The 25,266-nt window shown below is 63.9% G+C and carries 22 protein-coding genes; 11 read left to right on the forward strand and 11 right to left on the reverse strand.

The window, feature by feature from the left end; all coding sequences use genetic code 11:
- The first annotated feature begins 40 nt into the window (after nucleotides 1-40).
- On the forward strand, nucleotides 41-1,006 hold the full coding sequence (locus EK23_RS02175; RefSeq protein WP_045223946.1) for an AEC family transporter: 966 nt from the start codon (nucleotides 41-43) through the stop codon (nucleotides 1,004-1,006).
- Nucleotides 1,007-1,012: 6 nt separating this feature from the next.
- On the opposite strand, the gene EK23_RS02180 is transcribed toward EK23_RS02175, so the two are convergent.
- Nucleotides 1,013-1,450: a bacteriohemerythrin gene (locus tag EK23_RS02180; RefSeq protein WP_045223599.1), complete on the reverse strand. Its 438-nt coding sequence runs from the start codon at nucleotides 1,448-1,450 to the stop codon at nucleotides 1,013-1,015.
- 166 nt (nucleotides 1,451-1,616) lie between these two features.
- On the opposite strand from EK23_RS02180, the gene EK23_RS02185 reads away from it, so the two are divergent.
- Nucleotides 1,617-2,948 carry an ASKHA domain-containing protein gene (locus EK23_RS02185; protein ID WP_082053863.1) on the forward strand — a complete coding sequence of 444 codons (1,332 nt, stop codon included), beginning with the start codon at nucleotides 1,617-1,619 and terminating at the stop codon, nucleotides 2,946-2,948.
- Between the two features lie 65 nt (nucleotides 2,949-3,013).
- The gene (locus EK23_RS02190; protein WP_045223600.1) at nucleotides 3,014-4,921 is read left to right on the forward strand and encodes an ATP-binding cassette domain-containing protein; all 1,908 of its coding nucleotides are present in this window, start codon (nucleotides 3,014-3,016) and stop codon (nucleotides 4,919-4,921) included.
- Nucleotides 4,922-4,928: 7 nt separating this feature from the next.
- Here the strand turns inward: EK23_RS02190 and EK23_RS02195 are convergent, their stop codons facing one another.
- The 3 genes from EK23_RS02195 to EK23_RS02205 form a co-directional block, all read right to left on the reverse strand.
- Complete coding sequence (locus EK23_RS02195) at nucleotides 4,929-5,411, reverse strand: tetratricopeptide repeat protein (protein ID WP_082053864.1); 483 nt, start codon at nucleotides 5,409-5,411, stop codon at nucleotides 4,929-4,931.
- A 52-nt stretch (nucleotides 5,412-5,463) separates the two neighbouring features.
- On the reverse strand, nucleotides 5,464-6,447 hold the full coding sequence (locus EK23_RS02200; protein ID WP_045223601.1) for a malate dehydrogenase: 984 nt from the start codon (nucleotides 6,445-6,447) through the stop codon (nucleotides 5,464-5,466).
- 219 nt (nucleotides 6,448-6,666) lie between these two features.
- Nucleotides 6,667-6,870 carry a heavy-metal-associated domain-containing protein gene (locus EK23_RS02205; RefSeq protein WP_045223602.1) on the reverse strand — a complete coding sequence of 68 codons (204 nt, stop codon included), beginning with the start codon at nucleotides 6,868-6,870 and terminating at the stop codon, nucleotides 6,667-6,669.
- A 209-nt stretch (nucleotides 6,871-7,079) separates the two neighbouring features.
- Here EK23_RS02205 and lpxD point away from each other — a divergent pair, with 209 nt between their 5' ends.
- Nucleotides 7,080-8,141, forward strand: a complete 1,062-nt coding sequence (gene lpxD, locus EK23_RS02210; RefSeq protein ID WP_045223603.1) for a UDP-3-O-(3-hydroxymyristoyl)glucosamine N-acyltransferase — start codon at nucleotides 7,080-7,082, stop codon at nucleotides 8,139-8,141.
- Between the two features lie 33 nt (nucleotides 8,142-8,174).
- Here lpxD and EK23_RS02215 read toward each other — a convergent pair whose 3' ends face one another.
- The 3 genes from EK23_RS02215 to EK23_RS02225 are packed head-to-tail and all read right to left on the reverse strand — an operon-like array spanning nucleotide 8,175 to nucleotide 10,163.
- On the reverse strand, nucleotides 8,175-8,687 hold the full coding sequence (locus EK23_RS02215) for a nuclear transport factor 2 family protein (RefSeq protein ID WP_145998529.1): 513 nt from the start codon (nucleotides 8,685-8,687) through the stop codon (nucleotides 8,175-8,177).
- 7 nt (nucleotides 8,688-8,694) lie between these two features.
- Complete coding sequence (dapE, locus tag EK23_RS02220; protein ID WP_045223605.1) at nucleotides 8,695-9,822, reverse strand: succinyl-diaminopimelate desuccinylase; 1,128 nt, start codon at nucleotides 9,820-9,822, stop codon at nucleotides 8,695-8,697.
- On the reverse strand, nucleotides 9,822-10,163 hold the full coding sequence (locus EK23_RS02225) for an ArsC family reductase (protein WP_045223606.1): 342 nt from the start codon (nucleotides 10,161-10,163) through the stop codon (nucleotides 9,822-9,824). The genes dapE and EK23_RS02225 overlap by 1 nt, the downstream gene beginning before the upstream one ends.
- Nucleotides 10,164-10,261: 98 nt before the next feature.
- On the opposite strand from EK23_RS02225, the gene EK23_RS02230 reads away from it, so the two are divergent.
- Complete coding sequence (locus EK23_RS02230; RefSeq protein WP_045223607.1) at nucleotides 10,262-13,939, forward strand: hydantoinase B/oxoprolinase family protein; 3,678 nt, start codon at nucleotides 10,262-10,264, stop codon at nucleotides 13,937-13,939.
- Here EK23_RS02230 and EK23_RS02235 read toward each other — a convergent pair.
- Genes EK23_RS02235 through EK23_RS02245 form a run of 3 tightly spaced genes read right to left on the reverse strand, consistent with a single transcriptional unit; the run spans nucleotide 13,936 to nucleotide 18,240 of the window.
- Nucleotides 13,936-14,349 (reverse strand): glycine zipper family protein, encoded by a 414-nt coding sequence (locus EK23_RS02235; protein ID WP_045223608.1) that lies wholly within the window; start codon nucleotides 14,347-14,349, stop codon nucleotides 13,936-13,938. The genes EK23_RS02230 and EK23_RS02235 overlap by 4 nt on opposite strands.
- A gap of 35 nt (nucleotides 14,350-14,384) precedes the next feature.
- On the reverse strand, nucleotides 14,385-17,663 hold the full coding sequence (locus EK23_RS02240) for a chemotaxis protein CheB (RefSeq protein ID WP_045223609.1): 3,279 nt from the start codon (nucleotides 17,661-17,663) through the stop codon (nucleotides 14,385-14,387).
- Nucleotides 17,664-17,667: 4 nt separating this feature from the next.
- Nucleotides 17,668-18,240, reverse strand: coding sequence for a PAS domain-containing protein (locus EK23_RS02245; protein ID WP_045223610.1), 573 nt, complete (start codon nucleotides 18,238-18,240; stop codon nucleotides 17,668-17,670).
- Nucleotides 18,241-18,534: 294 nt separating this feature from the next.
- Between EK23_RS02245 and EK23_RS02250 the strand changes: the two genes are divergently transcribed.
- The gene (locus tag EK23_RS02250; protein WP_045223611.1) at nucleotides 18,535-19,512 is read left to right on the forward strand and encodes an alpha/beta hydrolase; all 978 of its coding nucleotides are present in this window, start codon (nucleotides 18,535-18,537) and stop codon (nucleotides 19,510-19,512) included.
- A 7-nt stretch (nucleotides 19,513-19,519) separates the two neighbouring features.
- Here EK23_RS02250 and EK23_RS02255 read toward each other — a convergent pair whose 3' ends face one another.
- Complete coding sequence (locus EK23_RS02255) at nucleotides 19,520-20,512, reverse strand: hypothetical protein (protein ID WP_082053912.1); 993 nt, start codon at nucleotides 20,510-20,512, stop codon at nucleotides 19,520-19,522.
- 322 nt (nucleotides 20,513-20,834) lie between these two features.
- Here EK23_RS02255 and rsxA point away from each other — a divergent pair, with 322 nt between their 5' ends.
- Genes rsxA through rsxG form a run of 5 tightly spaced genes read left to right on the forward strand, consistent with a single transcriptional unit; the run spans nucleotide 20,835 to nucleotide 25,260 of the window.
- Nucleotides 20,835-21,416: an electron transport complex subunit RsxA gene (gene rsxA, locus EK23_RS02260; RefSeq protein ID WP_045223612.1), complete on the forward strand. Its 582-nt coding sequence runs from the start codon at nucleotides 20,835-20,837 to the stop codon at nucleotides 21,414-21,416.
- Between the two features lie 22 nt (nucleotides 21,417-21,438).
- Nucleotides 21,439-21,987, forward strand: a complete 549-nt coding sequence (locus EK23_RS02265; protein WP_045223613.1) for an RnfABCDGE type electron transport complex subunit B — start codon at nucleotides 21,439-21,441, stop codon at nucleotides 21,985-21,987.
- Between the two features lie 2 nt (nucleotides 21,988-21,989).
- Entirely contained in the window at nucleotides 21,990-23,486 is a 1,497-nt protein-coding gene (rsxC, locus tag EK23_RS02270; RefSeq protein WP_045223614.1) for an electron transport complex subunit RsxC, read from the forward strand.
- The gene (locus EK23_RS02275) at nucleotides 23,483-24,562 is read left to right on the forward strand and encodes an RnfABCDGE type electron transport complex subunit D (protein WP_045223615.1); all 1,080 of its coding nucleotides are present in this window, start codon (nucleotides 23,483-23,485) and stop codon (nucleotides 24,560-24,562) included. The genes rsxC and EK23_RS02275 overlap by 4 nt, the downstream gene beginning before the upstream one ends.
- Nucleotides 24,559-25,260, forward strand: a complete 702-nt coding sequence (rsxG, locus tag EK23_RS02280; protein WP_045223616.1) for an electron transport complex subunit RsxG — start codon at nucleotides 24,559-24,561, stop codon at nucleotides 25,258-25,260. The genes EK23_RS02275 and rsxG overlap by 4 nt, the downstream gene beginning before the upstream one ends.
- The last annotated feature ends 6 nt before the right edge of the window (nucleotides 25,261-25,266 follow it).

Consider the following 25,266-nt stretch of genomic DNA (forward strand, 5'->3'; position numbering starts at 1 on the left):
TGTTTAAACTAATGGCTTGAGCCGGCGTGAAAGGATGGACATGGTTGCAGTAATGGGGCAGATGGCGATCTTGATTTTCGCCGGCGTTTTTTGGCGCATTATAAAGCCGGGTGGTCTGGATGCCGACCTGATGCGCAAGGCGCTTACCACCTTGGTGTTCAACCTGCTGATGCCGGCCATGGTGCTGATGGTGCTGTGGCAGGCGAACATCGGTTTCGAATCCGTTCTGATAGCCCTGTACGGATGCCTGGTGGTGCTTGCTGGGATCATTCTTTTTGTCGTCCTGACCAGGTTCTTGCGATGCGGCCCGCGCACGCGGGGCGCGGCTATTCTGGCAGTGGCCTTCCCCAATGTCACCTATCTGGGACTTCCCCTGCTGGAGCAGACCTTCGGCCCCTGGACTCGCTCCCTCGTCATTCAGATCGATCTGTTCGCCGTGATGCCCGTGGCCCTGACGGTCGGCGTGCTGGTGGCGCGGCGCTTCGGCGAGGAGACCGGCGCCCACAGCCGACCCGCCTGGCATTCGCTGTTGCGCAATCCCCCCCTGTGGTCCGCGTTTGCCGCCATCCTGCTCAACCGGACTGGCCTGACCATACCCGATTGGCTTTTGGGACCCTTGCAAAAACTGTCCGCCGCCGTTGTGCCGCTCATGCTGATTTCATTGGGATTGGGCCTTCGGCTGGAATCGTGGCGCTGGCACAATGCCGCGCTGTCAGCGGCGGTCATCGCCTCGAGGCTGGCACTGGTGCCACTGCTCGGCCTGGCGCTGGGCGCCTCACTCGGTTTCACCGGGGACAAGCTGAACGCACTCGTTCTGGAGGCCGCCATGCCCAGCATGCTGCTGGGGATCGTATTCTGCGACCGCTACAAACTGGACACCGCCTTCTACGCCATGTCCGTGGCGCTGACCACCCTGGCTGCGGCTGTGAGCCTGCCACTGTGGCACCATCAGGTGCAGTTGATTCCCGCGAGCCTGCTGGAAATGGCACGAATCGTCGGGCGTTGAGCACGCCTAAAAGCTTTCGCCGCCGACCAAGATATCCGGAAAACCGCCCTCCAATTCCTTGCGTATGTGCTCGGCGATCTTCTTATCCTCATGCGCGGTGTGCATCAGGAACCAGCTCCCCAAGAACTCGAGCACATCGCAGGCCTCGACTTCGCCGGCCTTGTAGCGCTCGATCTTTTCCTCCAGCTTCTTGAGCAGGTGCCGGTGAATCTCGGCATGGAGCACCAGATCCGGATAACCGCAGCTCAGCATGATGTTTTCTTCGCTGCAGAAGTGGAAATCGGCATATTTTTCCAGTTCCACCAGCAGCTGGACAATATAGTCGCTGTGGGCCTCGGCCTCAACGCTGAAGGCGATGTTCTTGACCAGGTCGAGAAAAAAATGGTGCTCGGCATCGATCAAATGATTGCCGATTGCCAGGTCGTCGTTCCACTCCAGCTGCATGGCACACCTCTCTGCGGCGACGGGCCGGCACCTTGCGTACCTCACACCCGCCTCTCGGGCTATTCTCAATAGAGCATAGAGTAAAAATGGAGGATCGAATGACCGCGATCATCGCGTGCCAGATCAACACGCAAGGCATGGACAGCGGGCCCGGACGCCTATCCTGATGTCGAACTCATCGTCAGAAACCGCTGACTGGCATCCGCTCGCCCTGGAAGACGAAAGCCCGTTTTCGCCGCCACCCTGCCCCGTGGACACTCGTCCCGTCGGCCAATCGGGCCTCGGCATCGCCGTCGACCTCGGCACCACCCAGCTGCGCATGGCCCTCTGGGACCTTCGTGCCAGGCGCCGTCTCGCTGCGCTGGCCGGCACCAATCCGCAGGTGGTCTTTGGAACCAACATCCTGTCACGGCTGGCGGAGGCTCGCGAATCCCGTGAAAAGGCGCTTGAATTGGCCGAACGGGTCCAAACGGCTCTGGGCGAGGGCCTGGCGCTGATCTCGCAGCAGTGTGACGCGGACCTCCGACGAATTCGGAAGCTCGCCGTGGTCGGCAATACCGCCATGCTGTCGCTGTTTTCCGGCGAGAATGGCGATCTGCTTTTGCAGCCGGACTACTGGAAGCGTGAAATCGTCTGCCGCCTGCTGGACAGCGGGGAACTGGCTCGACGCTGGGGACTCGCGGAAAACGCACGGATTGCACTGATCCAGCCGCTGGGCGGCTTCGTCGGGTCCGACCTGCTGGCCAACGTGCTCGCGGTGAAACTGTTACAGGCGCCTGCGGGTAGTCTGCTGCTGGACTTCGGCACCAACACCGAGATTGCCCTGTGGGATGGAAAGGTGCTGTGGGTGACCTCGACGCCCGGCGGCTGCGCCTTCGCTGGCCCTGGCATCCTGCCTGCCAGGAGCGGGGCCGTGATCCGGATCTCCACCGATCCGAGCGGCGCGCTGCGCCTGAATGTGATCGGTGGCGGCCGGCCCCGGGGTCTTTGCGGCTCGGGTCTGGTGGATCTGATAGCCATGTTGCGCGGACGCGACCAGGTGGACCGCGTCGGCCGCTTCACTGGCCCCGTGTCCCAGGAAGGGCTGCCGATATCGCCGGAACTGCCGGGCGTGAACTTGCGCAAGCGCGATATCGACAGCTTCCAACGCGGCAAGGGCGCTATGGCCGCGGCCATGCATTTCCTTTTACAACGCACCGGGCTGAACCTCGCCGACATCCCGCAGTTATTCGTATCGGGCGCCTTCGGCCAATGCCTGCATATCGGCCATGCGCAGGAGATCGGGCTGTTGCCGCCGATCCCGGCGCAGCGCATCCGGCTGGCGGGCGATGCGGCCCTGGCAGGCTGCGAGCACCTGCTGCTGAATCCCAAACCCTTCCCTGCCCTGGCAGCCATCCGCAATCGCAGCATACTGATCAACCTGGGGGACTCCCTGGAGTTCGAGGACCTGTTCATCGAAAACCTCTACCTGCAACCCATGACCGGCCTTCCGGACTAGGCTGCGCGGCAATGCGACCGGGCTTACGGTAAACTACGGGCCCTATTTCATCCCCCGTCCTTCCCATGCCTTTCGTTCGCCTTTCTGCAGTATCCATCGCCTTCGGCGTCCAGCCGGTGCTCGACCATGCCGACTTCCAGCTCGATCCCGGCGAGCGCGTCGGACTCATCGGCCGCAATGGCGAAGGTAAATCCACCCTGCTCAAGGCCATCGCCGGCCAGGTGCCCACCGACAGCGGTGAGTTGTGGATACAGCCGGGCACCCGCATCGCCCTGCTGGAGCAGGAACCGCGACTGCCGGAACAGGCCACGATCTACGATGCCGTGGCAGATGCCCTGGGTGATGTCGGCCACTGGATCGCCGAATACCATCGCCTGTCCGAGCAGGTGCACGCCGACACGGCCGCCCTGGCGGAACTGGGACGGCTGCAGCACGAACTGGAGAGCCGGGACGGCTGGCGCCTGCAGCAACGAGTCGAGCACACCCTCAGCCGCCTGGCCCTGCCCGGCGATCAGGCAGTGGCTGGCCTTTCCGGCGGCTGGCGGCGGCGCGTCGCGCTGGCCCGAGCGCTGGTGGTCGAGCCCGAGGTGTTGCTGCTGGACGAACCCACCAACCATCTGGACCTTGAAAGCATCCTCTGGCTGGAGGACCAACTGCTGCAATTCGGCGGCGCGGTGCTGCTCATCACCCATGACCGCGCCTTTCTGCAGAAGATCGCCACCCGCATCGTGGATCTGGACCGTGGACGCCTGACCTCCTGGCCCGGCGACTATGCCGACTACCTGGAAAAAAAGGCGGCGGCCCTGGAGGAGGAAGCCCGGCACAACGCCGAGTTCGACAAGAAACTGGCGCAGGAGGAAGCCTGGATACGCCAGGGCATCAAGGCCCGCCGCACCCGCAACGAAGGCCGGGTGCGGGCGCTCAAGCAACTGCGGGTCGAGCGATCGCAGCGCCGGCTGCAGCAGGGACAGGCCAAACTGGAACTGGAACAGTCGGAACGCTCCGGCAAGCTGGTGATCGAAGCGGAGAACGTGAACTTCGCCTACGGCGGCGATACCATCATCCGGGACTTTTCGACCACCCTTCTGCGCGGCGACCGGGTCGGCCTGATCGGTCCCAACGGTGTCGGCAAGTCCACCCTGCTGCAGATACTGCTCAAGCAACTCGAGCCGCAGTCCGGGAGTGTGCGTCACGGTACCCGCCTCAACATCGCCTATTTCGATCAGCTAAGGGCGCAGCTCGATCCCGACGCCACCCTGGCCGATGCCGTAAGCGAAGGCAAGGATTACCTGGACATCAACGGCCAGCGCCTGCACATCATGTCCTATCTCGGCAACTTCCTATTCCCCCCGGCGCGGGCCCGCTCGCCAGTCAGGAGCCTGTCCGGCGGCGAACGCAATCGCGCCCTGCTTGCCCGCTTGTTCAGCAAGCCCTGCAACCTGCTGGTCATGGACGAGCCCACCAACGATCTCGACGTGGAAACCCTGGAACTGCTGGAAGATCTGCTCGCCAACTTCGACGGCAGCCTGCTCCTGGTCAGCCACGACCGGACGTTCCTGGACAATGTGGTCACCAGCACCCTGGTGTTCGAGGGCGGCGGGCGCATCGGCGAGTTTGTGGGCGGTTACTCGGACTGGCTGGCGTACTCATCCCGCGGCAAGGCGCAAGACAAGGCCGACATCCCGCCCTCTCCCTCACAATCGAAGGCTGCCGAGGCCGCTATCCCCAGCGCAAAGAAAAAGCTGAGCTATAAGGAACAGAAGGAACTGGAAGCCCTGCCCGCCCGCATCGAGGAGTTGGAGGGGAGGCAGTCTGCGTTGAACGCGCGGATCAACGCAGCGGATTTCTACAAGGAAAGCCCCGAGACGGTAAAAAGCGTCCTGGCCGAAGCGGAAACCCTGGCGCAAGACCTGGAACAGGCTTACGCCCGCTGGGACGAGTTGGAGGCCTTGGCGGAAGCCCTGGCCCGGTGAAACGGGCTCAGCGCGGGCCGTTCTTGCCCGCCTTGTTCAGCCAATCGGTAGCGCGCCTGCGAGCCTCGGCCACCTGTTCCTGACTCATCTGCTTCTCCAGGCTGGCAGCCTTGTCCTTGGCCCCCGCGAGAATGAACCATTTGTCGGCTTCCACCAGATCCTTTCCCACGCCTTTCCCGTCCTGATACAGAGCGCCCATATTGTCCTGGGCTTCCCTGTTCCCCTGCTCCGCGGCGCGCAGGAACCAGGTAGCCGCCTGATGGTAGTCCTGGGCAACGCCCTGCCCGTCCAGATAGAGAAATGCCAGATTGACCTGGGCCGCGACGACGCCCAGTTCGGCATCCTTGCGGTAGAGCCGGGCCGCCAGTTCGAAATCTTCGCTGGAATAGGCCTCGTCGGCAGCGGTGAGTTCGGGGTGATCGTCAGACCAGGCCGGGGCGCTCAGTATTCCGGCCAATGCGATGAGCCATGCGCGTGCTGTGTCTTTCATGATCGAGTTTGTCACTGGTAGGCTGAGGATGAAATTCGGGCGGCAGCCGGCTTCAATAGCGGAACAAATGCTGCACCATGTCGCGCTCGGCGATCAGTTCGGCTTCGGTCAGATGCATGCGCACATGGCTGAACTGGTTGATGGGCAATTCGGGCACGATGGCGTAGCGGCCGTCTGCCACCGTGACGGGAAAGGAATAGACCAGGCCGGGCGTCACGCCGTAGCTGCCATCGCTCACCACCGCCATGCTCACCCAGTCGTCCGCGGGCGTGCCGAACATCCAATCACGCATGCACTCCAGAGCGGCATGCGCGGCCGAGGCGGCGCTGGACTTGCCCCGCGCCTCGATGACGGCAGCCCCGCGCTTCTGCACCACCGGGATGAACTGGTTGCGGAACCAGTCCTGCTCCACCTGCTCCAGGGCAGGCGCCCCGCTCACCCGCGCGTGATGCAAATCCGGGTACTGGGTGATGGAATGATTGCCCCAGACTGCGACCCGGCTGATGGCGCCGGTGCCGCAACCGCAGTGGGACGCCAGTTGGCTCACGGCGCGATTGTGATCCAGGCGGGTCATGGCCGAGAAATTCTCCGGCGCCAGATCGGGCGCATTGCGCAGAGCAATCATGGCATTGGTGTTGGCCGGGTTGCCGACCACCAGCACCTTGACGCCGCGCTTGGCAGCCTGATTCAGGGCCTGCCCCTGAACCGCGAAGATCTCCGCGTTGATCTGCAACAGGTCGCGCCGCTCCATGCCCGGACCGCGCGGCTTGGCGCCGATCAAAAACACCAGGTCCGCGCCGTCGAAGGCCTCCCGCGGATCGGAGGAGATGATCACATCCGCCAGCAGGGGTGATGCACAGTCCATCAGTTCCATGGCGACGCCTTTCATGGGCAACATCGCCTCCGGCACTTCCAGCAGATGCAGCACCAGCGGCTGGTCCGGTCCCGCCAAATCGCCAGCGATCAACCGGAATGCCAATGCATAGCTTATCTGCCCCGCCGCACCGGTAATGGCGATGTGCACAGGCGTTTTCATGGAGTCACCTTGGTTGTTCTGGTTCAGAGTCGGCAGCAGCCCTTAGCCCTTCATGGCGATAATGACCTTGAAGCAGACCTGCCGCGGCGGGCGGAGCTCTCGGTTCGGCCCCGCGAAGAAGCGGCGCGCAAAGGTCCCGCCGGGACGGCCCACTCGGGCAAAACGGCCCGAAAAACCGGATATTGGACGTGATCCACCCGCCAAAATCAAGCTTTTGCCTTACTCCACTTCGAATCCCTTGCCGGCTATGGCCTCGCGGATTTCCTCCAGGTCCGCGACGCCCTCCTCGTATTCGATCTCGACCTTGCTTTCCTTGTGATTGGCGACGACGGACACGACGCCAGGCATGCCTTTGACCGTGTCCTGCACATTATTCTCGCATCCGCCGCATTTCATGCCGTTGACCGTCAACTCTGTCTTCATGTCTCTATCCTGTCGTTCTGGGTTGTACGCGATCACCAAACCTGTGAGAACCAAGGTCCCGAAGCCTACCGTCAACTCTGGGCCTCATCCGATACTCCTGAGGCGGCATTATAAGTCGCAACACTGCCGCCCGCAGAGCAATTCAGAGATTCCCTCGCATCGCGCGAACCGGTATTCTCCACGGCAGGATCAACCTGCAGCAGACCAACATGACGTTAACCGCATCGGAAATCCATCAACGCTTCAAGGAAAAGGGACTGATCACCGAGCACCGCGGGCCGGACAACCGGGTCGAGCGCTTCGCCCCCATCGATGACTGCGCGGCCGGCGACCTGGTGTTCGTCGACCATGCGAAGTACCTCCCCCAAGTCAGCGCCGGCAAGCCGGCCGTAGTGATCACCTCCGCCGAAATCGCCGACCAGATGGGCGCCGAGACCGCCATCGCCGTGCTGGTGGCTGCAAATGTCAGGCTGGCCACCGCCCTGGTGAAACAGGCCTACGATGATCGCGACTACTACAACAGCGAATGGCCGCGCATCCACCCAACGGCCACCGTCCACCCCAGCGTGCAGGTTCCCGAGGGCGCCGTCATCGGCCCCGGGGTGGTGGTGGGCGCCAACGTGGTGCTAGGAGAACGCGTCGTGCTCATGGCCAATGCGGTGGTGGAAACCAACGCCCGCATCGGCGCGCGCAGCATCCTGCACCCGGGCTGCGTGGTCAGCCACGGCTGCGAGATCGGCGCCGACTGCATGCTCAAGGCCGGCTGCGTGATCGGCTCCGAAGGGTTTGGCTTCGCCCAGGATGAGAAGCGTCACAACTACCGCATTCCCCACACCGGCAAGGTGATCGTGGAGGATCGCGTCGTCATCGGCGCCAACACCACCATCGACCGCGGCACCTACGGCGCCACCATCATCCGCAGCGGCGCGGTGATCGACGCCCTCTGCCACATCGGCCACAACGTGGACATCGGAGAGGATTGCATCATCTGCGCCCACACCGGCATTTCCGGTTCCAGCAAGTTCGGGCAGCGGGTGATCGCCACCGGCCAGACCGGCGTGCTGGATCATGTGACCGTGGCCAGCGATTCGGTGTTGCTGCACCGGGCGGGCCTGCACAACAGCATCAAGGAGCCCGGCATGTACGCCGGCGGCCCCACGCAGCCGCTGAAGGAATACCTGAAGAACATGGCGGTGGTGCCGCGCCTGGCGGAGATGTGGTCGCGCCTGAAGAAACTGGAGAAGGCCGTGGCCGATCTGGCCACAAAATAGCCTGAAAGCTGCCGCCCCGGGGGCGGCAGGGCCTCACTTGCTGGAACTAACCACGTTACCGCCGAAGGCGATGAGCTTGTAAACGCCGTCGCGGCGGGCGAACAGCATGCGCTCGCTGGTAATGGTCTTGGATTCCTTGCCCTTCATGGCGATGTGCTCGAACAGCAGGTCCGTGACCAGGGCCTTGCCTTCGGGCATCGGCGTCACAGTCACGTCCTGGCGGCGCACTTGATAGGAGATGGCGTCGGCAAAACTGGAAGCCACCATCTGGCGGTATTCCTCGTAGCTGAATTTCATCTGCTGCGCCCCCTGCGAGGTGGGCGTGTTCAGATGGATCTCCGCCGCAGGGTCGATCTGCGCCATGTAGGCGGCGGCATTGCGCTCGCCCATGGCCTTGTCCATGCGAGCGATGGCGTCCAGCACCGCCTGGCGGTCCACCTGCTCCGCCGTGGGTTTCGTCGCCTTCTTGGCGGCCCCTGCCGGGGCCGTGGCGCCAGCCAGGGCTGCCAGCAAAGCGGCAGCCAATAGCGTTGTTCGTTTCATCATCAGCCTCTCAAGCCATCAGGTTCACGAGAACCTGCTCGTAGATACGCGACAGCACGTCCAGATCCTCCACCGGCACATGCTCGTCGATCTTGTGGATGCTGCCGTTGAGCGGCCCCAGTTCCACCACCTGCGCGCCGGTGGGCGCGATGAAGCGGCCATCGGAGGTGCCGCCGCCGGTATCGGGCCGCGCCTTTTGGCCCGTCACGGCTTCCAGCGCCTGCTGCGTGGCCTCGATCAACTCCGGCGCGGTGGTCAGGAAAGGCGCGCCGGACAACCGCCAGCTCAATTCATAACGCAGGCCGTGTTTGTCGAGTATGGCGGTAACCCGACGCTTGATGTCCTCTTCCGTCAGCGCTGTGGAAAAGCGGAAATTGAACAGCACCTCCAGTCGCCCCGGAATCACGTTCTCCGCCCCGGTGCCGGAATGGATGTTCGACACCTGAAAGCTGGTGGGCGGGAAAAATGCATTGCCCGTGTCCCAAACTTCCGCCGTGAGTTCCGCCAGGGCCGGCGCGAAGCGGTGGATGGGATTGTCGCCCTTCTCCGGGTAGGCCACGTGGGCCTGCACCCCGAACACCCGCAGCACGCCGCACAGCGATCCCCGCCGGCCCACGCGGATCGTATCGCCGAGCCGGTCGAAACTGGACGGCTCCCCTATCAGGCACCAGTCGATGGCTTCGCCCCGAGCCTGCAGGGTTTCGACGACCTTCACCACCCCGTAGGTGGCGGCTCCCTCCTCGTCGCTGGTGAGCATGACGGCGATGGAGCCGCGGTGGCCGGGATGGGCCGCCACGAAACGCTCCAGGGCCGTCATCATGGCCGCCACCCCGGACTTCATGTCGGCGGCGCCGCGTCCGTAGAGTTTGCCGTCGCGGATCTCCGGCTCGAAGGGCGGCGAGGACCAGTCCTCCAGTGGCCCCGGCGGCACCACGTCGGTGTGCCCCAAAAAGACGAACAGGGGCACCTCGCTGCCCCGCCGCAGCCAGATGTTCTTGGTATCGCCGAAATTCAGCCACTCCACCTTGAAGCCCAGGGGTTCCAGGCGGGCGATGACCCGGTCCATGCAACCGGCGTCTTCAGGCGTGATGGACTCGCGGCGCATGAGGTCCAGGGTCAGATCGAGGGTCTGGGACATCACAGTTCGCTCGCGTAGGACTCAGGGGTGAAGCCGATCAGGGTCTTGCCGGCCGTCTCCAGCACGGGTCGCTTGATGACGCTGGGATGGTCCAGCATCAGTTGCAGGGCCTTGTCTCGGTCCAGGTTCTCGCGCTTTGCTTCGTCCAGCTTGCGCCAGGTGGTGCCGCGCCGGTTGAGAAGGGTCTCCCAGCCGAGGACGGCCTCGAAGCGTTCCAGCAAGGCGCGGTCCAGGCCGTCCACGCGGAAATCATGGAAGCGGTATTCGCGGCCGTTGCCCTCCAGCCAGGCGCGGGCCTTCTTCACCGTGTCGCAATTCTTGATGCCGTAGAGCGTGATCATGGAAATCGTGCAATGACAAAGGCCCGATTATACCCGATGGGCCCCACGAGCCGAGGCGTTATACTGCTTCGCAGACGCCACACATTGCCCTTGAGCCCATGAGCACCCCCACCGCCCGCCGCTGGCAGTTCTGGATCGACCGCGGCGGCACATTCACCGACATCGTCGGCCGCGCGCCGGACGGCGGCCTGGTCACCGCCAAGCTGCTATCTGAAGACCCACAGCACTATGAGGATGCGGCCCTGGAAGGCATGCGCCGCCTGCTGGGACTGGAAGCCGGCGAGGCGATTACGCCGGACTTGGTGGACTGCGTGAAGATGGGCACCACCGTGGCCACCAATGCCCTGCTGGAGCGCAAGGGCGAGCGCACCGTGCTGGTGATCACGCGAGGCTTCGGCGATGCCTTGCGCATCGGCACCCAGGCCCGTCCGCGCTTGTTCGACCGCCATATCCGGTTGCCCGAATTGCTCTACGAGCGCGTGATCGAAGCCGACGAGCGGGTGGGGGCGGACGGCGAGGTGCTGCATCCGCTGAACGAATCCCGCTTGGAGGCGGACCTGGGCAAGGCCTACGCAGACGGCTTCCGTTCCTGCGCTATCGTGTTCCTCCACGGCTGGCGGCACACGGCCCACGAGTCAGCCGCCGCGCGGATCGCTCAGGTGTTGGGCTTTACCCAGATCAGCGTGTCCCACCGGGTCAGCCCGCTGCTGAAACTGGTTCCCCGCGGCGACACGACGGTGGTGGACGCCTATCTCTCCCCCATCCTGCGCCGCTACGTGGACCGCCTGAGCCGACATATGCCCGGTGTGCGGTTACTGTTCATGCAGAGCAGCGGCGGCCTCACGGAAGCCCGGCATTTCCAGGGCAAGGACGCCATCCTTTCGGGCCCCGCCGGGGGCATTATCGGCATGGTGCGCACTGCCCAGGCCGAGGGCCACGCCCGCATCATCGGCTTCGACATGGGCGGCACCTCCACCGATGTCAGCCATTTTGCCGGAGAGCTGGAGCGCTCCTTCGACACCCAGGTGGCCGGGGTACGCATGCGCGCGCCCATGCTCAATATCCACACCGTGGCCGCCGGAGGCGGCTCCATCGTCCGCTTCGACGGCGCGCGACTGCGCGTGGGCCCGGAGTCCGCGGGCGCCAATCCGGGCCCGGCCTGCTACCGCCGCGGCGGGCCGCTGACCGTCACCGACGCCAATCTAGTGTTGGGCCGCATCGTGCCCTCCCAGTTTCCCCGGGTGTTCGGTCCCAAGGCCGATGAAGCGCTGGACGGGGAGGCAGCGAAGTCCAGCTTTGCCGAACTGGCCGCCCAGATGAGCACCCACGAATCGGCCCTCTCGCCGGAACAGGCCGCCGCCGGGGCGCTGCGCATCGCCGTGGCCAATATGGCCAATGCGATCAAGCGCGTCTCCGTGGCGCGGGGCTACGACGTGACCACCTACACCCTGCAGTGCTTCGGCGGCGCCGGGGGCCAGCATGCCTGCCTGGTGGCCGACGAATTGGGCATGACCAAGATCCTGATTCACCCCCTGGCCGGCGTGCTCAGCGCCTACGGCATGGGCCTGGCGGAACAGCGTGCCATGCGCGAGGCCTCCATCGAACGCGCCCTGAACGACCAAGGCCTGGCACACGCGGCATCCCGCCTGGCGGAACTGGGCGAAGCAGCCGCCTCGGAACTGGCGCAGCAAGGTCTGCCTCTCTCACAAATCAGGTTCGCCGAGCGCATCCACCTGCGCTACCAGGGAACCGACACAGCCCTGGAACTGCCCATGGGAGGATTGGACAGCGTGCGCGCGGCATTCGATGAGCAGCACCGGCAGCGTTACGGCTTCCTGTTGCCAGGCCGGCCCCTGGTGATCGAGGCTGTGGCCGTGGAAGCGGTGGGAGGCGATACGGACTTCGGCCCAACGGAGCAAAATCAATCCACTTCCGACGGCCCCGAACCGCAACCGGTCATGCAGACCGCGATGTACTGCGACGCGGCGTGGCGCGCCATTCCTGTGTTCCAGCGGGATAGACTGAAATCCGGCGAGATCCTGCAAGGCCCCGCCCTCATCGCCGAAGCCAACGCCACCACGGTGGTGGACCCGGGCTGGCAAGCGAGGGTCACGCCCTCCGGTGCCCTGGAACTGTCGCGCGTCGCGCCTCTGCCCCCCCGCGTCGCGCTGGGCACCTCAGCCGACCCGGTGCTGCTGGAAATCTTCAACAACCTGTTCATGAACATCGCCGAGCAGATGGGCCTGGTGCTGCAGAACACCGCCCATTCGGTCAACATCAAGGAGCGGCTGGATTTCTCCTGCGCCCTGTTCGACGCCGAGGGCCAACTGATCGCCAATGCCCCGCACATCCCAGTGCACCTGGGCTCCATGAGCGAGTCCATCCAGGCGGTGATCGCCGCCAACCCCGCCATGCGGCCCGGCGACGTCTACCTGCTCAACGACCCTTATCACGGCGGCACCCATTTGCCCGACGTGACCGTGGTCACCCCGGTCCATCTGGCGCCGACGGAATCCCCGGCCTTCTATGTCGCCAGCCGCGGCCACCATGCGGACATCGGCGGCATCACCCCGGGTTCGATGCCGCCGTTTTCCCGCGATATCAGCGAGGAAGGCATTCTGTTCGACAATTTTCTGCTGGCCCGGGACGGCCGCCTGCGCGAAGCGGAACTGCAGGAACGGCTGGGTTCAGGCCCCTGGCCGGCGCGCAATCCCGACCAGAACCTGGCGGACCTCAAGGCCCAGATGGCCGCCAACGAGAAGGGCGCGCGGGAACTGCGGTCGATGGTGGCGCACTACGGGCGCGACACGGTGGCGGCTTACATGCGCCACGTCCAGGACAATGCGGAGGAGTCGGTGCGGCGCGCCATCGCCGCCCTGCGCGATGGCGCCTTCGAACTGCCCATGGACAATGGCGCCGTGATCCGCGTACGCCTCACCGTGGGTGCCCCCAACCGCAGCGCCGTCATCGATTTCAACGGCACCAGCACGCAGCGGGAGGACAATTTCAACGCACCCAAGGCCGCCACGCTGGCGGCGGTGCTTTACGTGTTCCGGACCCTGGTGGACGACGAGATCCCGCTCAATGCCGGCTGTCTGAGGCCTCTGCAGATCCGCGTGCCCGAGGGCAGCCTGCTCTATCCCAGGCCGCCGGCGGCGGTGGTGGCCGGCAACGTGGAAACCTCCATGTGCGTCACCAACGCGCTGTACGGGGCCTTAGGGCTAATGGCCGCCAGCCAGTGCAGCATGAACAACTTCACCTTCGGCGATAACCGGCATCAGTACTACGAGACCATCGCCGGCGGCTCCGGAGCCGGAATCTTCACCGATGGCGAAGGCCGCCTTCTGTCAGGCTTTGACGGCACCAGCGCGGTGCAGACCCATATGACCAACTCGCGCCTCACCGACCCGGAAGTACTGGAACTGCTCTTTCCGGTGCGGGTGGAAGGCTTCTGCCTGCGTCATGGCTCGGGCGGCGCGGGACGTTGGCGTGGAGGCGAAGGGACGGTCCGGCGCATCCGCTTCCTGGAGCCCATGACAGGATCCATCCTCAGCAACGGGCGGCGTCATGGCGCCTTCGGGCTGGCCGGGGGCGAGGCTGGCGCGGCGGGGATCAACCGGATCGAACGAAAAGACGGCCACGCCGAGGTTCTCGGCCACATTGGCACGTCGTCCATGGCGGCGGGCGATGTATTTGTGATCGAGACGCCGGGCGGCGGCGGCTGGGGCGAACCCGAGCCGCAGCAAGCGCCTTCAGGAGATACGGACGCCGGCTAATCCCAACCTACCGGCTGGTAGCCCCGCTCCTGCAGGCAGCGGTTGACGAAATTCTCGAAAGCAGGACTGCGCGCCGGCTTGCTGAATAGCCAGTACAACAGGCCGGAGGTGGCGCCGGAGGCGGCGCCAAAGGCTGAACCCGATGCGGCGGAGCCGACCACCGCACCGCCCACGGCCCCGGCGGCCGCACCCACGGCGGCGCCACCCGCGGTGCGCGCGGCCGCATCGCCAGCGCCGCTGCTGGAATCGGCGCCGGCGGCTTCCGCCATGCGGATGCAGTTATCGATGTCGAGTTGGGCGGTATCTTCGCCCACCGTCTTGAAATGCTCGTTGGGATAAAGGACGGGGCGGGTGGACGCGCAGCCGCCCAGCGCCAGGCCCATGCAGATTACCAAGGCCGCTCTGTTCATGACACCTCCCAGAATTCGTCTGTCGTCATCAAGGGTCAGCCGGCGCAAGGGCTGAGACGCTCGGTGGTGACCACCACCATGCGCTCGCCATGACGGTCGCCCAAGACCGAGGCTACCATATCCACCAGAATCGCGCGTCCGTCCTTGGTGACACGCCGCACCTGTTGTACCTGGCGGCCGGTCTCGCCCGAGGTCAGCTCCGTGAAAAAGCGGCCGGCCTCTGCCCGATCCTCCTCGGGAATGAGCCAGGTGAAATTCAAGCCGGCGGCTTCCTGCTGGGTCCAGCCATACAACAATTCGGCGCCCTTGTTCCAGGCAAGGACGTTGCCATTGAAGTCGATCAGGGTGATCGCCTCCTGCACGTCCAGCAGTTGCAGGGCGAGGCGCTGCATGCAGGCGATGCAGTTGGCCCGCTCGGCCTCATGGTGGGCGGTGAGATCGCGCTCGGTCAGCGCCAGGAATTCGCCCGTGTCGGGGCTGGGCCGCAGAATGGCGGCGGACACCGACACGGTGATGGTCCGGCCATCCTTGGTGATGCGCTGGGCATTGAACTGGGACGAATTGCTGCCGGACTTCAAGCGTGCCACCACCGTCTCCATCTCTTCGCGCGAAGCCTGCGGGATCAGGGTATAGAAACTCTTGCCCAGCACCTCGGCCTCGCTCCATCCATACAGCGTCTCCGCGCCGCGGTTCCAGGTGAGGATATTGCCCTGCATGTCCTGCAGGGTCATGGCGTCCTGGGAGTCGTTGACGAAGGCCGCCAGGCGGGACTTTTCGTCCTCAATCTGCTTCTGGAGGGAGTGCTCTGTCTCCTTGAGCTGGTTGATGTCGATGAAGGTCAGGATCACCCCCGCATAAAGCGCCGTCCCCACGGCATAGGGCAGCACCCGCAACAAATACCATTCGCCGCCGCTGAGCTGGACCTCGCGCTCGCACACCTGGTGGTTCTGGTTGACCTGCTCCACCAAGGTACTCAGGGCCACGCCCTTGAGCTTGTGCGACAAGTGGAAGAACGGCCGTCCCACGTCGCTCTCGACGATGTTGAAAATGTCGCGCAGGTTGGGGGTGAATCGGCGGATCTCCAGGTTCTCGTCGAGGAACAGGGTAGCGATGCTGGTGCTGTTGAACAGGTTGTGCAGGTCGCTGTTGAGCAGAGTCAACTCGGTGATCTTGCCCTGCAGCTCGGCGTTGACGGTGTGCAGTTCCTCGTTCACCGACTGCAGCTCCTCGTTGGTGCTCTGCAGTTCCTCGTTGCTGGCCAAAAGCTCTTCGTTGGTGGCCTGCAACTCCTCGTTGGAGGTTTCCAGCTCCTCCACCGTCGCCTGAAGGTTCTCCCGGCTCAGGGTGAGCTCCTGCTCCAGGTCATTGATGCGCTGCGCGGCGTCGCGGTCCAGATCGTAGGAAACCGCCTCGGCGCGGTCGTTGATGGACACATGCCCGGCTTCCCGCAGCATGACCGCCAACAGCGGCGCCTGACCCTTCTTGCCGGGCAAGGGCCGGATCTGCAGGGTCAGGCTGCGGCAGCGCTCGCGGTCGCGCAGGCGGATGTTGGACAGCAGGATCTCCTCGTTGGTCTTCAGCACTTTCTGCAGACCGGTGGCGATGGGAATGGAGAGTTCCTTGTTGACCAGGCGCGACACGTCGCTGATGAGCTTGCCGCTGGGGTAGGACAGGTAGTCGCGGGACTCGCCGAATAGATGGGTGATCTCCATCTGGTCGTTGACGATCATGGTGAAAGGCAGCACATCCCCGGCCAGTGCATTGATGAAGCGCTCCAGCACGCGTTCGTCGGTGTAGCGGTTCAGGGCGCGGGCCGGAAGGCTGTTCACCACCCGGAAGGTGTTATTGAGCAGCGGCAGGCCGTCCCCCGAGGTCAGCCCTAGGGGCCTGAACTTGCCCCGGGAACGGTAGAACTTGGACTTGGGGCTGACCAAGTCGAAATGCTCCACCATCTCGCCGATGGTCTCGCTGGTGCCGAGCAGCAGGATACCGTCCTTGACCAGGGAGAAATTGAAAAAATCCAGTATCTTGCGCTGCAGAACCGGCTGCAGGTAGATGAGCAGGTTGCGGCAGCTCAAGAAATGGATATTGGTGAAGGGCGGATCCTTGGTCAGGTCGTGCTGCGCGAACACCACCATCTCGCGGATGGTCTGGGCGATCTGGAAGTTCTCGTCCCTGCGCACGAAGTATTTGGCAAGCAGGTAGGAGGGCACGTCGGCGGCAATGCTCTCCGGATAGAAACCGGCGCTGGCCCGCTCCACCGCGCGTTGGTCCACGTCCGTGGCGAAGATCTTCACCTTGAAGCGCTGCCCCGAGCTTTCCCGGTGTTCGGCCAACAGCATGGCAATGGAATAGGGTTCCTCGCCCGTGGAACAGCCGGGCACCCAGACCCGCAGCTCGTCGTTGGTGATGGTGCGGATCACCTCGTCCAGCCAGCGCCCCCTCAGTTCCTCGTAGACCAGCTCGTCCCGGAAGAAATTGGTGACGCCGATCAGCAGTTCCTGGTAGAGGGTGGAAACCTCGTGGGAATTGCCCTCCAGCAGCAGCCGGTATTCCTTCAGGTCCTTGCACTGGTTGATGGTCACACGCCGCTCGATGCGGCGGACCACGGTGTTGGGCTTGTAGTGGGTGAAGTCCACCTTGTGCTTGTCGCGCAGCAAGGCAAAGATGCGGGTGAGGTCGCTGTCCTCGGTGGCCAGCACGTTGCTGTCCTGCACCGCGTAGGGGTGCTTGACGAAAGCCAGCAACTGGCGAGGCATCTCCTTGGGCGGCAGGATGAAGTCCACCAACCCTGTAGCGATGGCGTTGCGCGGCATACCGTCGAACTTGGCGGTGTGCTCGTCCTGCACCATCACCATCCCGCCGTGCTCCTTGATGGCGCGGATGCCGCGGGTGCCGTCGCTGCCGGTGCCGGACAGGACGATGCCCACGGCACGCTCGTTCATGTCGGTGGCCAGGGAGCGGAAGAAGATGTCGATGGGAAGGTTCAGGACCTCGTGATTCTCCGGCTCGTTGAGCAGCAAACGGCCATGGAACAGGGTCAGGTTGGTGCGCGGCGGGATCAGGTAAATATTGTTGGCCTTGACCCTGAGCCCCTCCTCGATGCGGTGCACCGGCATGGCGGTGTGCTTGGAGAGCAGCTCCACCATGAGGCTCTTGTGATCGGGGGAAAGATGCTGCACCACCACGAACGCCAGGCCGGTATCCGCCGGCATGCTCTTGAAAAAGGCCTCGATGGCCTCCAGTCCCCCGGCGGAAGCGCCTATGCCGACGATGTAGGAGGGTTCCGCATCGGCCTGCGGGACTGTGGTCATGGGCTCAGGGGGATGGCGTGGGGTTGAAGTCGCTGATGTCCGTGATGGTCAGTAGGAGCTTGCTATTCTCGCGGCCTTCGCCGAAGCCGAGGTCATCGCCATTGTCCAGCCGCCCGCGCACCTTGGCGAAAAACGGCGGCCCGAACTCACGGGCAAAGCGCAGGTTCATGCTCTTGTCCTTGGGCATCTTGAAGAAACCGTTGAAGCGCGAGTTAAACACGTTGCGATCCTCTTCCACCAAAAATTTGGAGAGGTGCTTGTTGATGACGTTCTTGCCACCCATGGCGAGCATGGCCAGGAAGGTGTCGTTGGCCTGTTCGACGAAGCCCAGGTGATTGACGCTGACGATGCCGACCGGCACTTGGTTATAGAGAAAATGATAGCGGTCGCGGGAATCCACCAGTTCCCGCTGGGCCAGGCGCAATTCCTCGTTTTGCATCTGCAGTTCCACCTGGTAGATCTGCAGGTCGTAAAACAGCCTCTGGATCTCCTCGGGCGTAATGCCGCTCAACTCCTGCGGCGTGAAATCAATGATTTGCTCCGCTTTTCGCTTGAGTTCCAGGGTTGCCTTATCCATACGAGGTCTTTAAGTGAGGGAGGTTACTACTCGAGGCGCATTCGCCCAATTCCAATCGATGATGCGCCGGACCGATAAGCCCGTCAAGCCAGGCGAGAAACGGGAATGTCCGATTGCGGGCTGTTGGTGCGGGCGAGCCGATAGCTTCGGCTAATGAAAATTCGGCCGGGTAATAATCCCTTTATCTGCACTTGACCCTGGCATACCATCCGTGGCACCGGCTCGGCCCTTCGCAACATGGCACGGCAAGCCGGCCCCCTCACCTTTAGATCCTTCTTGCACAGGGAGCCCAGCATGACCACCCTCTACTTCGCCACCAATCGCAAGCCCAATCGCGCCAACAAACCCACCGATTTCGGCGCCGGCTTTTCCAGCACGGACCTAGGCGACCTCCGTTTCGGGCGGGCCAACGTCAACGCAGGCAAACTGGATGATGCCAGCATCCAAGTGCTGCCGGACAATCCGCGCCAGGGTTCGCAGGCCCTGTTCACGGAACTGCGGCAGGCCATGAAGGCGGACCGGGCGGATTCGCTGGTATTCATCCACGGCTTCAATGTCTCCTTCCGCGACGCCATGGAATCGGCCGGCCTGCTCTCGGACAGCTATGCCCGCGTCTCGGGCAGCCAGTACCGGCCCAATGTATTCGTTTTCTCCTGGCCCTCCGATGGCAAGCTAACCAACTATGCCAATGACCGGCACGATGCCGAGGCCTCCGGCTACGCCTTTGCCAGGGGCCTGATGAAGCTGTCCAAGTTCCTGCAAGAGACGCCGGCGGCGGAGAACTGTCAGCGCCGCATCAACCTGATCGCCCACAGCATGGGCAACTATGTGCTGCGCCATGCCTTGCAGCAGGCGCGCAAGATCGCGGGGGCGGCGCCGCTCAACCGCATCTTCGATGAAATCGTGCTCGCAGCCGCCGACGAGGACAACGATGCCTTCGAACTCGATCACAAGCTGGCGCGCCTGCCCGAACTGGCTCAGCGCATCACGGTGTATTTCAACAACGGCGACTTGGCCTTGACGGTGAGCGACAGCACCAAGGGCAACCCGGACCGGCTCGGCCACGACGGCCCCCGCAAACCCCTGGAACTACCCGCCAAAGTGGTCGCGGTGGATGCCAGCGGCGTGGTGACCGGGGTCAGCGAGCACTCGTATTTCCAGGATCATGACCGGGTCGCCCGGGACATCGTGTCCGTGCTGCAAGGCGAGCGTTCGGAGAAGATCAAGTCACGGGAATACATCCCGCACGCCAACAAGTTCCGCCTGGTTTGACGCCGCCTTAAACGTGGTAGGGCGAAGCGGCCCAGGCCTTTATTATGGCGGTGTCACGCTCGGGCAGGTAGGCATAATCCTTGGCCAGATCGCGGTGCACCGCCTCCGCCACATGAGACGAAACCAGGCCCTTGAGCATGTAGAAGAACCAGGCGAAAGGATAGCCGGCCTGGTGGTCGAAGCGACTAATGAGGGTCGCCAGCGCCTTGCCGCGCTTGCCCTCCGGGCTCTCCAGCCGCGGAATCTCCCGTGAACGGTTGTTGACCACCTCCACGTTCATCACCTGCTCCCCGTGCCGGCCCAGATGCTGGGACAGGCGCAGGCTCCAGTCGCTGCAGAACGCCCGGGCCTGGCCGGCGCTGCTGGCATTCCAGTCGTCCATCATGCGCTGCGCCGGATGACGGTCGGCGCGGTGCCGGGCCAATTCCTGCATGAACAGCGCGACCTCGGTCTTGCGGCGGTAGGTGTAGCGCGGTGCGCCCACGGCGAACGGCCGCACCTTGATCGGCTCGATGGGATCTATCAGCTCTTCCAGATCGTCCGGCGGATTCTCCTCGTCGATCAGGTAGCGCTGCGCCATTTCCTGGGTGCGGTCCACCTCGATCTGCACGAAGTCCTCGGCGCGGCTCCCGGTGGGCGCCACTAGGTACAGGCTGACGCCCTGATGCTGGGTCGCCAGGAAGTTCTCCTCGGCGCAGTGATCCAGGAGGGTATTGAGGTCCTGTCCACACTCGATGTAGGTACGTTCGGCCCACTCGCCCAGGTCGGCGGCAACGCGGGTACCGTCCGACTTAACCACGCCGCCGAGCCGATACCATTCATGCCCCTGACGGGCAATGGCAAGATCGTATTCGGGATACGTCCTGCGCAGTCGATCCAGCAGGATGCCGTCGTCGGCACCGGCGAGAGTTTCCTTGCACAGTTTGTTGAGCAATTGCCCGTCGAATCGGGAAGCGGGGATCTCCATACCCGCCGCGTCCGCCTGCCTGAGTTCGGTCATCGTCATACCTCTTGAAACTGGGAGCCTGCGCCTGGGCGCGCGCGGTTCAAATTAGCACGGCGGCACCCGGTCCGTACATTCCATTTCAACACGGGCTGTGATGTTTTTTAAGGCCCTGCCCACGCGTAATTCCCACATTGTTGGAAAGGTAACAAAGCCCCACAAAACCCCGCTCCATGTAATTTTTGCGACAAGCACGACAGCGCCTCGCTGCGCACTCTCCCGCCTCCAAATCCTCACGATTCATTGGGTTTAGAAACGGGCCGGTGGCCTGGCATGTCTGCTGCATAAACCCTCACAACCCCTGTGAGGAAAGGCGAGAGTGAGCGACTACCTGATGCTGCTGCTGGGCACCGCCCTGGTGAATAACGTGGTGCTGGTCAAGTTCCTCGGCCTGTGCCCGTTCATGGGCGTGTCCAAAAAACTGGACTCGGCCATCGGCATGGGTTTCGCCACCACCTTCGTGCTGACCCTGACCGCGGTTGCCAGCTGGTTCATCGAGCACTACATCCTGGCGCCCCTGGAAATCGGTTTCCTGCGCATCCTGTCATTCATCCTGGTGATTGCCGCCGTGGTGCAGTTCACCGAGATGGTCGTCCGCAAGACCAGTCCGGTGCTCTACCAGGTGCTCGGCATCTTCCTGCCGCTCATCACCACCAACTGCGCGGTGCTGGGCGTGGCCCTGCTCAATATCCAGCAGGAATACGATTTTCTCCACAGCGCCCTGTTCGGTTTCGGCTCGGCCCTGGGCTTCACCCTGGTGATGATGATTTTCGCCGGCATCCGCGAGCGCCTGGCCTTGATGAGCGTGCCCGAGGCCTTCTCGGGCACGCCCATCGCTTTTATTACGGCGGGCATTCTGTCCCTGGCGTTCATGGGTTTTGCGGGCTTGAACACACATTAATCCACGCAGGAAAGGAAAGCAGATGTACATACTTTTCGCCATTATTGCTCTAACCGGCATGGGATTGGGCCTCGGCTTCCTGCTCGGGGCCGCCGCCCGTTACTTCAAGGTCGAGGCGAATCCGCTCATCGAGGAGATCGAGGCCCTGATGCCCGGCTCCCAATGCGCGCAGTGCGGCTATCCGGGATGCCGGCCCGCAGCCGAGGCCCTGGTGGCCGGCGAGGCGCCGCCCACACTCTGCCCGCCGGGCGGTCGCGCCCTGGCCGAGCAACTGGCCAACAAGCTGTCCCTGGATCTGGACCTCTCCGACATGGAGGATCAGGTGCCCATGGTGGCGCGGGTGGACGAAACCAACTGCATCGGCTGCGCGCGCTGCTACAAGGTCTGTCCCACCGACGCACTGGTGGGCGCGCCCAAGCAGATTCACGCCGTGGTGGCGGATGCCTGCATCGCCTGCGCCAAATGCGTGGATGTGTGCCCCACGGAATGTCTGCGCCTGCACCCAGTTAAAGTGACCCTGCGCAACTGGCGCTGGCCCAATCCTGAAGTCGTGACCGCCAAGGCAGCCTGACCATGTTGCCCTTCGACATCGCATCGCTCTGGTCGCGCAAGAAGATTCGCGGCGGAGTCCATCCGGAACCGCGCAAGGGCGCCACGGCCGACCAGACCATCGACACGGCCTTCCCCCTGCCCAAGATGCTGTACCTGCCCTTGCAGCAGCATGTGGGCCAGCCCGCCGAACCGGTCGTCAAGGTGGGCGAGCGCGTCCTTAAAGGCCAACTCCTTGCCGGCAGCCAGGGCAAGATCTCCGCACCCATCCATGCGCCCACCTCGGGGATCATTTTAGACATCATGGATTATCCGGCGGCCCACCCTTCCGCCCTGCCCACGCCGACCCTGCTGCTGGAACCCGATGGCGAGGATCAGTGGATCGAGGGCATCGGTGAAATTGATCCCTTCAGCCTGAGTCCCGCGGAGATCGCCGATCGCGTGGGTGCTGCGGGCGTGGTGGGCATGGGCGGTGCCGCATTTCCCTCGGCGGTGAAGCTCAACCTGGGCCGCAAGACCCGCATCCAGACGCTGCTCATCAACGGCGGCGAGTGTGAACCTTATCTGACCTGCGACGACCGCCTCATGCGCGAGCGCGCCGCCGACATCGTCGATGGCATCCGCATCATGCTGCGCGCCCTGGAATGCCGTCATGCCATCGTCGGAATCGAGGACAACAAGCCCGAAGCCTATGACACCATGCGCGAAGCCGCCAAGGGCTTCGGTCAGATCGAGATCACCCTGGTGCCCTCGCTCTATCCCATGGGCTGGGACAAGCAGTTGATCGGCTATTTGACCGACAAGGAGGTCCCGGCCGGCGGGCGCTCCGCCGATGTGGGCGTGCTCATGCACAACGTAGGCACCGCCTACGCCATCCAGCAGGCCATTCGCTTCAACAAGCCGCTGGTAAGCCGGGTCATCACCGTCAGCGGCGAAGCGGTGGCGGCGCCACGCAACGTGGAAGCCCCCATCGGCACGCCTCTGGCGGACCTTTTGGCCTACTGCGGGCACCAGAGCGGGGCCACGGCGCGCTATGTCATGGGCGGCCCCATGATGGGCGACCTGCTGCCGCACGCCAATGTCCCCTTGGTGAAAGGCGCCACCGGCATCCTGGCGCTGACCGAGGGCGAGGTCGCCGCTTCCGACGCCAAGGCCTGCATCCGCTGTTCGCGCTGCGTCTCGGCCTGTCCCGCGGGCCTGCTGCCCCTGGAAATGATGACGCGCATCCGCGCCGGCCAACTGGAGGGCGCCGTCAACTATGGCCTGAAGGATTGCATCAGCTGCGGCTCCTGCTCCTATGTCTGTCCATCGCAGATTCCCCTGGTGCACTACTTCAAGTACGCCAGCGGCGAACTGGTGGCGCGCCAGCAGGCCCAGCACAAGTCGGAACAGACCAAGAAGCTGGCCGAAGAGAAGCAGGCCCGCATCGACCGCTACAAGCAAGAACAGGCGGCGGCAGCCGCCGCGCGTAAGGCGGCCCGCGAGCAGCAGCAGAAAAAGAAGACTGAGGAAGCGGCATGAGCGCGCCAATGTTAAGCGCGCCCTTCGCCCGGGCGGACAGCCAGGTCCAGGCCATCATGAAGCGCGTGATGCTGGCCCTGGCGCCGGCCACCGCGTTCGGCGTGTTCATTTTCGGCTGGCCGGCTCTCCTGCTGCTAGCCGTCACCATCCTCTCCGCCCTCCTGTTCGAGGCCCTGTGCCTGATGTTGTGCGGCAGGCCCGTCCGCGCCACCTTGCTGGACGGATCGGCCCTGCTCTCCGGCTGGCTCACGGCCATGACCCTGCCCCCTTGGGCGCCCTGGTGGATCGGCGTAGTGGGCGCCGCCATCGCCATCGTGCTGGGCAAGCAGGTCTATGGCGGCCTGGGGCAGAACCTCTTTAACCCGGCCATGCTTGCCCGCGTCGCCCTGCTGGTCTCGTTCCCCCTGGAGATGACTACCTGGGTGCACCCCACGCCGCTGTTCTCGTCCTTGGCGCCTGGACTGCCGGATAGCCTGGCCATCACCTTCTCCGGGGCCGCTGCCCCGGACGGCATGACCGGCGCAACCCTGATCGGACACATCAAGACCGAGTTCTCCCAGGGACACGGCCTGAGTGAGGCCCTTGCCGCGGGCCATTATCATTTCCTCAAGTCCTTTCTGGGCTGGACCAGCGGCAGCCTGGGCGAAACCTCGGCCCTGCTGATCCTGCTGGGCGGCTTGTGGATGTTGAAGCAGCAGATCATCTCCTGGCAAATCCCAGTTTCCATGCTGGGGACGGTGTTCTTTCTCGCATGCGTGTTCACCCTGGCGGATGGCGAGCGCTATCCGGGGCCGCTGTTCCACCTGACCTCCGGCGCCCTAATGCTGTGCGCCTTCTTCATCGCCACGGATTACGTGACCTCCCCCAACAGCCCCTGGGGACAAATCATCTTCGGTTCCGGCTGCGGCCTGATCATCTTTACCATCCGCACTTGGGGCGCTTATCCGGAAGGCGCCGGCTTCGCCGTGCTGCTGATGAATTCCCTGACCCCGGTCATCGATCACTACGTGCGGCCCCGGATCTATGGCCGTGACCGTACGGGCCGGCCCCTGGACCTGGCGGAGCCTAAGAAATGAGCAGCGTGCGGCAGGAACGGTGGCGTGAACTGGCCCAAGAGCGCTGGGCTTGGCTGCGCAAGCAGTTCGACGATCTGGAAGCCCTAAGGCAACGTCTGGACTATCAGACCTATCTGCTGGCAGCGGCTGGCCTAGTCGCCAGCCTCCTGCTGGGCTTCGCCGACCTGAGTACCCGTGGCTCGATCGCCCAGCGCCAGGAAGAGGATATGCTGGCCACCCTGGAGCAGGTGCTGCCCAGGGACCTTTACGACAACGACTTGCTGCATTCACTCCGGAATATCGACGACAGTGCCGATCATGGCCTGGGTGCGGTACCGGTGTACGTGGCCAGCAAGGCCGGCGAGGTTTCCGCGATCGCCTTCAAACTCTCGGCCCAGGGCGGCTACTCCGGCCCCATCGACCTGGTCATGGGCATTGACCGCAGCGGAACCATTCTGGGTGTGCGCGTGGTGGCCCACGCCGAAACGCCGGGCCTGGGAGACAAGATCGAGAAGGCGAAATCGGACTGGGTCCTGGCTTTTACCGGCCGTTCCCTGGACAACACGGCGCCCGAGCGCTGGCGAGTCAAAAAGGATGGCGGCGACTTTGACCAGTTCGCTGGCGCCACCATCACGCCGCGTGCGGTGGTTCGCGGGGTCCAGTCTGGACTCGCCTTTTACCAGCGGCACCGCGACGCACTGCTCTCACCCACGCCCTGAGGTTCC

It is taken from the genome of Methyloterricola oryzae (genome assembly GCF_000934725.1).
Lineage (GTDB): Bacteria > Pseudomonadota > Gammaproteobacteria > Methylococcales > Methylococcaceae > Methyloterricola > Methyloterricola oryzae.